Annotated in this window: 7 protein-coding genes; all 7 read left to right on the top strand. The window is 72.4% G+C overall.

Annotated features, from left to right (window positions below; translation table 11 throughout):
• The first annotated feature begins 48 nt into the window (after window positions 1–48).
• Window positions 49–669, top strand: a complete 621-nt coding sequence (locus MXD95_RS09470; protein ID WP_250640184.1) for a transglycosylase family protein — start codon at window positions 49–51, stop codon at window positions 667–669.
• Between the two features lie 130 nt (window positions 670–799).
• Window positions 800–1,255, top strand: coding sequence for a DUF3151 domain-containing protein (locus MXD95_RS09465; protein ID WP_250640181.1), 456 nt, complete (start codon window positions 800–802; stop codon window positions 1,253–1,255).
• Between the two features lie 98 nt (window positions 1,256–1,353).
• Complete coding sequence (locus MXD95_RS09460) at window positions 1,354–2,637, top strand: adenylosuccinate synthase (RefSeq protein WP_250640180.1); 1,284 nt, start codon at window positions 1,354–1,356, stop codon at window positions 2,635–2,637.
• A gap of 189 nt (window positions 2,638–2,826) precedes the next feature.
• Entirely contained in the window at window positions 2,827–3,996 is a 1,170-nt protein-coding gene (locus MXD95_RS09455; RefSeq protein ID WP_250640179.1) for a hypothetical protein, read from the top strand.
• A 286-nt stretch (window positions 3,997–4,282) separates the two neighbouring features.
• Window positions 4,283–5,611 (top strand): phosphoribosylamine--glycine ligase, encoded by a 1,329-nt coding sequence (gene purD, locus MXD95_RS09450; RefSeq protein WP_250640178.1) that lies wholly within the window; start codon window positions 4,283–4,285, stop codon window positions 5,609–5,611.
• 92 nt (window positions 5,612–5,703) lie between these two features.
• Window positions 5,704–6,249 (top strand): 5-(carboxyamino)imidazole ribonucleotide mutase, encoded by a 546-nt coding sequence (gene purE, locus MXD95_RS09445; RefSeq protein WP_250640177.1) that lies wholly within the window; start codon window positions 5,704–5,706, stop codon window positions 6,247–6,249.
• Window positions 6,246–7,553, top strand: coding sequence for an adenylosuccinate lyase (gene purB / locus MXD95_RS09440; protein WP_250640176.1), 1,308 nt, complete (start codon window positions 6,246–6,248; stop codon window positions 7,551–7,553). Before purE ends, purB begins: the two co-directional genes overlap by 4 nt.
• Window positions 7,554–7,661: the final 108 nt, after the last annotated feature.

Raw genomic sequence — 7,661 nt, 5'->3', positions numbered from 1 at the left:
CGCATCGAGCGAGCGGCGGGGGGGGGCGGGGGGGGGGGGGGCTGGGGGGTGGGGGGGGGGGGGGGGCGCGCGCCCCCCCCCCCCCCCGCCACCGCCGACGACTTCGCCAAGCTCCGGCAGTGCGAGTCCGGTGGCAACTACGCGATCAACACGGGCAACGGGTTCTCCGGCGCCTACCAGTTCGACAACCAGACCTGGCACGGCCTCGGTTACTCCGGGAGCCCCTATCAGGCCTCCCCCGCGACCCAGGACGAGGCTGCGGCCAAGCTGTACAATTCGCGCGGCTGGCAGCCGTGGCCGTCATGCTCCCGCAAGATGGGGCTGGTCAACAACGGCCCCGCGGATGCGGGTTCCGGCTCTGGAGACGTCATCCAGCAGGCCATCACCCCCGCCGAGCCGCCAATGACGCTGGACCGTGCCCGCCAGGAGATGGGCGACGGCGCGTTCAGCGGCACCGTCCTGAACGCCAGTTACGGCGACGACGTGCGTCCCGACGCGTTCGTCTGGCAGGCAGCCATGCGCGACAAGGGCTTCGTGCTCACCGTCGACGGCAAGTTCGGGCCGCACTCCCAGGGCATCGCTGCCCTGTACGGCTACCTGACCCGGACCAGCGACGGCCAGTCCGGCGCCGTCGGTCAGAACCTCTGGAACGTCACGGTCAAGGCCTGACCGTGCGTCGCGGTCGTGGTTCGACCGCGACGGGGCGGACCACGCGTCACGACGGACCGCACGTCACGATCAGTAGGGCGACCCGCACCCGGTGCGGCGGGGCGCCCTCGGCATACGGCAGGATGCAGTCATGACAACGTCGTCCGCGCCATCCGCCGCGGGTCCGGGCGATCCGGCCCGGAACCTGCTCTCCGGCCCGCCACCCACCCTGCTGCCCTCGGATGCGGTCGCCACCGACGCGCTGGCCGCGGGTGCGGCACCGGAGACGGTCGCGGCGGCCGGTCCGGCGCTGAGCGCGCCGTGGGCGGCTCTCGCCGAACGGGCCCTCGCCGGTGGTCGCTCGGTCGAGGCCTACGCCTACGCCCGCACCGGCTACCACCGCGGGCTCGACGCACTACGCCGCGCCGGCTGGCGGGGTACCGGGCCGGTGCCGTGGTCGCACGAGCCCAACCGCGGTTTCCTGCGATCACTGGCTGCCCTCGGCCAAGCCGCCGCCGCGATCGGCGAAACCGACGAGGCCGACCGCTGCCGGACCTTCCTCACCGACAGTGACCCCGCCGCCGCCCGCGAACTCGGCCTGGCCTAACCTCGCCGCCTGCAAGATCACCAGGCGGTCTGTCCGGACGCTGTCCCGACCTGACACTTTGGCCGCACGCGGCCGTCATCCCTAGTAACCTCGCCCGAGTGCCTGCTCTCGTCCTCATCGGCGCCCAGTGGGGCGACGAGGGAAAAGGAAAGGCGACCGACCTGCTGGGCGGCGCCGTCGACTACGTCGTCCGTTACCAGGGCGGCAACAACGCCGGTCACACGGTGGTCATCGGGCAGGACAGCTATGCGCTGCACCTGATCCCCAGTGGCATCCTGCGGGCCGACTGCATCCCGGTGATCGGTAACGGCGTCGTCATCGACCCCGGCGTGCTGCTCGGCGAGATGGATGGCCTCGCAGCCCGCGGCATCGACGTCTCTCGCCTGCTGATCAGCGCGAACGCGCATCTGATCATGCCGCATCACCGGGCGCTGGACCGGGTGATCGAGCGCTACCTCGGCAAGGCGCGCATCGGCACCACCGGGCGCGGCATCGGCCCGACCTACGGCGACAAGGTCGCGCGCACCGGCATCCGCGTGCAGGACCTGCTCGACCCCGGGATCTTCCGCGAGAAGCTCGAGCTCGTGCTGCGGGAGAAGAACCAGATCCTGGCCAAGGTCTACAACCGGCGGCGGATCGAGCTCGACGAGGTGTGCGACGAGTACGCCGGCTACGCCAAGCGCCTGCGCCCGCACATCGCCGACACCGGGCTCATCCTGGACACCGCCCTGCGCGAGGGCAAGGTCGTCCTGCTCGAGGGCTCGCAGGGCACGCTGCTCGACGTCGACCACGGTACCTATCCGTTCGTCACCTCATCGAACCCGACGGCAGGTTACGCGGCGACCGGCGCCGGCATCGGGCCCACGAAGATCAACCGGGTGATCGGCATCATCAAGGCCTACACCACCCGGGTCGGCGCCGGCCCGTTCCCCACCGAGCTCGACGACAAGGTCGGCGAGGAGCTGCGCCGCATCGGCGGCGAGTTCGGCGTCACCACCGGACGCGCCCGGCGTACCGGCTGGTTCGACGCGGTGATCGCTCGCTACGCGGTGCGGGTCAACGGCCTCACCGACCTGTTCCTCACCAAGCTGGACGTGCTGTCCGGTTTCGACCGGGTGCCGATCTGTATCGGCTACGACATCGGCGGGACGCGGGTCGACGAGATGCCGATGACCCAGACCGACTTCCACCATGCCCGGCCGATCTACACCGAGCTGCCCGGATGGCACGAGGACCTTTCCGGCGTCCGCAGCTACGCCGATCTGCCGGCGGCGGCCAAGGACTACATCCGCGCGCTCGAGGAGTTCTCCGGCGCCTCGGTGTCCGCCATCGGTGTCGGTCCCGGCCGCGACCAGACCCTGGTCATCAACGACCTCGTCTGACGTCGAGCGCCCGGCCCGTCCGGCGGTCCACGCGCTCCCGCGGCGGGCAGGTGCCGGGCGGCTCACTCGCCCCGCACTTGCATTACTCAGCGTTGCCGTCGAGGCTGATGTCGTCACGGAACGCGATGGCGGGGTGGGGTGAGGACTGTGACCACTACCGGATCCCGGTCGTCCGGCGATGACCGATCCGTGCCCGGTCAGGCACCTCCGGCGCCGTCCGCGGTGCTGGTCCCCGCGGTGCGGCACCGCTACCTGAACCGCGCCGACCCGGCCGACTCCGATGCCTGGCCGGTGGGTTTCTCGCCCACCGGAGAGGCGCTGCCCGAGACCCTCACCGATGTCCTGCTGCGCGGCAGCCACGCCATTCGCAGCTCGAAGCGGGCGGAGGCGCAGCGGCTCGAACGTGCAGCGGCCGTCGCGAACCACGTCGACGCGCAGATCCGCGACTTCCTGGACTTCTGCGCCGCCGAGAATCTCGTGCCCCCCGTGACCGTCCGCGCCTGCGCCGCCCGCCCACGCCGCTCCGTGCGCCATGGCCCCGGCGCCGGCGCTGACCGCCCGCTTCCCGGCGTCGACGCACCGTTCCCGGGCGCCGACCATGCGTTTCCCGGAGCCGACCATCCACTTCCCGGCTCCGATCACCGATTCCCGGGCGCCGATCACCCGTTCACCGAGCCCCATCTGCTCGCCAGGACGGCGACCCGCATCGACTGGCCCGGCGAGCGCGGCGGCACTGACGGCCCGCGTCGACTGGACGATCTCCACCGCTTCGACGATCTTCATCGTCCGGACGCCCGCCACCGGATCCGGGTTGACGACCAGCACCGCCGCCTCGCCGGGCGTGGCGAAGCCGAGGGGGACGGCGCAGGCGAGGAACTCGGCGAGCTCGAGCCTGACGTCGCATTCGAGCCTGACGGCGAAACCGGGCCCGATCTCGCATTCGGGCCTGACGGCGAAACCGGACGTCACGGAAACTCCAGGCGCCGCGGCGACGCCGAGCATCGGGGCGGACGCAGGCATCACGACGAATCCAGACACCACGGCGGCGAGGAGCCGCACCGCCGGCACCGTCCGCGTCGGCGCGAACGGCTACAGGCCTGGCCACTGCTCTACTGGCGGTGCGAGTCGTTCCCGGCCGCGGGCCGATCCCTGCACCTTTTCGTCGAGCCGAACGGTCGCACCTTCGAGGGCCGCGACGACCCGGCCCCCCTGACCGTGCTCGGCCGCGAGGTCCGGGTCTGGCCCGTGGACGCGGCGGCGATCGTCGCCGGCATGGCCGAGGTGGACGCCCGACGCTGCGCCCTCCAACTGGTCCACGGCATGGCCCACCTTCTGTGGCGAGCCGGCGTCGGCTTGTGACGACGCGCCCCCGCCCCGCGCGACGCCCGAGGGGGGCGGAGGCGGAGAGCCGAGCGGGGTTGGCCGCCGTCGGGCGGCGGGGCAGAACGGCTTCGAAAGAGGTGGAACTCGCACGATGGGCATGATGATCAGTGTTCACGCTACCCTGTGAGGGTGACTCGACCCGGCTGGCTCGGATATCGGTCCGATGAGGCCGTGTCGCCGTCGGTCCGCACCCTGGCACCGCGCGCCGGGAACCGGAGGTGATGGCCGGCCTCGCTGCTGTCCGCGACGCCGAGGGGAGCATATGAAGGTTCTGGTCGTCGGCTCGGGAGGGCGTGAGCACGCGCTGTGCCGGGCGCTGTCACGTGACCCCCGGGTGGACGCGCTGGTCTGCGCGCCGGGGAACGCCGGGACGGCCGACCTCGCCGAGCCGCGGTCCCTCGACGTGTCCGACCCGGACGCCGTCGCGGTCCTCGCCGAACAGGTGGGCGCGGACCTGACGGTGATCGGGCCGGAGGTACCGCTGGTCGCCGGTGCGGCCGACGAGGTGCGGGCTCGGGGGCTGGCCGTGTTCGGGCCGAGTGCGGCGGCGGCGCGGCTGGAGGGCAGCAAGGCGTTCGCCAAACAGGTGATGCACGCGGCCGGGGTGCCGACGGCGGCGGCCCGCGACCACGCCGAGATCGAGCCGGCCCTCGCCGACCTGGACACGTTCGGCCCGCCCTACGTCGTCAAGTACGACGGGCTGGCAGCGGGCAAGGGCGTCACCGTCACCGAGGACCGGGATGCCGCCGTCGCCGCCGTGCGGGCAAGCCTGCGCGGGCCGGACGACCGGGTCGTCCTCGAGGAGTACCTGGATGGGCCGGAGGTCTCGCTGTTCGCGATCGTGACCGAGTCCGGCGCGATCATGCCGCTGCTCCCGGCCCAGGACCACAAGCGGGTCGGAGATGGCGACACCGGGCCGAACACCGGCGGGATGGGCGCGTACACACCGTTGCCGTGGGCGTCGCACGGGCTGTCCACCGAGATCGTCCAGACGGTGATCCGGCCGACGGTGGACGAGCTGGCCCGGCGCGGCACGCCGTTCAGCGGACTGCTGTACGCGGGGCTGGCGCTGACCGCCCAGGGCCCGCGGGTGGTGGAGTTCAATGTCCGGTTCGGCGATCCCGAGGTGCAGGCGATCCTCGCCCTGCTCGCGACCCCGCTGACCGACGTCCTCACCGGACGGACCGCGCCGCGGTTCCGCTCGGGCGCTGCGATCACCGTCGTCATCGCAGCCAAGGGCTACCCCGTGTCACCACAGTTGGGCGATCCGATCCGCGGCCTGGCCGCTGCCGGGGCGCTCACCGGCGTGGACGTCCTGCATGCGGGCACACGGCGGGACGAGCACGGCCAGGTGGTGTCGGCGGGGGGGCGCGTGCTGTCCGTCACGGCTATCGGCTCCAACCTGGAATCCGCGCGAGGATCCGCCTACGAGGCCGTCAGCCGCATCTCGCTGGCCGGCGCCCACTACCGCACCGACATCGGGGATCCGTCCCGGATGCGGCGGGCCACGTATGGCCACCCCACGGGCACCGCGCCCAGCCAGCACCCCGGGGGCATCGCGCCCCGTGAGCACCTCGCGGGCGAGGGATGAAGTCCGCCGACTGAGGACGGCGCCGGGGGGCAGGGCAACCGGTCGCGGACCGGGGCACCAGGATCAACAGCAACAGGAATGGAGAGCGAAGCGTGTCGCAGAGCAGCAGCGCGCCGGGGCCGGCGCAGGTGGCCATCGTGTTCGGGTCGCCGTCGGACGCCCAGACGATGAGCAAGGCCGGGGCCACCCTGGAGCGGTTCGGCGTGCCGTACGAGGAGGTGTCGATCTCCGCGCACCGGGCGCCGCGCACCCTGGCCGACTACGTGGGCCAGCTGCGGGCCCGCGGGATCTCCGTGGTGATCGCCGGCGCGGGCCTGGCCGCCGCGCTGCCCGGGGCGGTCGCGTCCATGACGACGCTGCCGGTCATCGGCGTGCCGATCTCCGGTGGGGCGCTGGACGGGATGGACTCGATGCTGGCGATCGCGCAGATGCCGCCGGGCGTGCCCGTCGCCACCGTGGGCCTGAACAACTCGACGAACGCGGCGATTCTCGCCACCCAGATCCTGGCGCTGGCCGACCCGACGCTGAGCGCGAGGCTCGCCGAGTTCAAGGATGACTTCGAGCGCAACGCCGCCGAGAACCTGTCCGCGCTGAAGGAACCCGCGAGTGCCGGAGCCGCTGCCGGCACCGGTCAGTGATCGGCCGTTACACCCTGCCCGAGATGGGCCGGGTGTGGTCGGAGGCGCACAAGTACGAGCTGTGGTGCCAGGTCGAGGTGCTGGTCAGCGAGGCGCACGCCGCCGCCGGCCGGATCCCCGCCGACTCGGTCGAGCCGGTCCGGGCGGCGCCCGCTCCGACGCCCGAGGCGGTCGCGGCGATCGAGGCTGTCACCCAGCATGACGTGATCGCCTTCCTGACCGCCTGGGCGGACAACACCGAGCCACGCTCGGCCGCCGCCTACGTCCATTTCGGGATGACCTCGTCGGACCTGCTCGACACCGCGCTGGCGCTGCAGCTCGTCGAGGCCACCGACCTCCTGCTCGCCAAGGCGGACACGCTCGTCGCCGCGTTGCGTGACCTTGGCCTTGAGCACCGCGGCACGCTGAGGGTCGGGCGCACGCATGGCATCCACGGGGAGCCGACCGTGTTCGGCCACCGGGTCGCCGACCTCGCGTTCGGCCTGGCCCGCTGCCGCGACCGGCTGCGCGCCGCCCGCGCCGACGTGGCGCTGGCCAAGATCTCCGGCGCGGTGGGGACGTACTCCAACATCGAGCCGGACGTCGAGGCATACGTCGCAGGCAAGCTCGGCCTGCGCCCGACGCCGGTGGCGACCCAGGTGGTGCTGCGCGACGGCATCGCGAACTGGGTGGCGGCGCTCGCCGGGATCGTCACCGTCTGCGAGGCGATCGCGCTGGAGGTCCGCCACGGCCAGCGCACCGAGGTCCGCGAGCTGTCCGAGCCGTTCGGCTCCGGGCAGAAGGGTTCCTCGGCGATGCCGCACAAGAAGAACCCGATCATGTCGGAGCGCATCGCCGGCCTCGCCCGGATCGTCCGCGCCCAGTACGTCCCGGTGCTCGAGGGAGTTCCGCTCTGGCATGAGCGTGACATCTCCCACTCGTCCACCGAACGCGTCGCCCTGCCGGACGCATCCGCCGGCACCGACTACCTGCTGGCGCTGACCACCCGCCTGGTCCGCGGCCTGGTCGTCGACACCGCCCGGATGCGGGCGAACCTGGACGCCACCGGCGGTCTCGTCTACACCTCGGCGGTGCTGCTGGAACTGGTCGAGACGGGCCTGTCCCGCGAGGACGCCTACGCCATCACCCAGGCCGCGGCGATGGAGACCTGGCAGTCCGGCATCCCGTTCCGCGACACGTTGCGCAAACAGGCGGCCGAACGCAACCTCCCCCTGGACGAGCCCCGTCTGGACGAGGTCAGCCGCCCCGAGCGCTACACCGAACGCCTCACCCCCGTCTTCGACGCCCTCGCCGCCCTGACCTGAGCGGGGGTCTCGGGGGGGCTGGCGCCCCGGGATACCGGATCAGTTCCTGGGCCGCTGGGAACGCAGGATGCGGGCGATGGCCACGACCGGGACCCAGGCTCTGGGACG

The sequence above is a fragment of the Frankia sp. AiPa1 genome, from assembly GCF_023243075.1.
Classification (GTDB): Bacteria; Actinomycetota; Actinomycetes; order Frankiales; family Frankiaceae; genus Frankia.
This window is presented reverse-complemented; position numbering and strand designations above follow the sequence as displayed.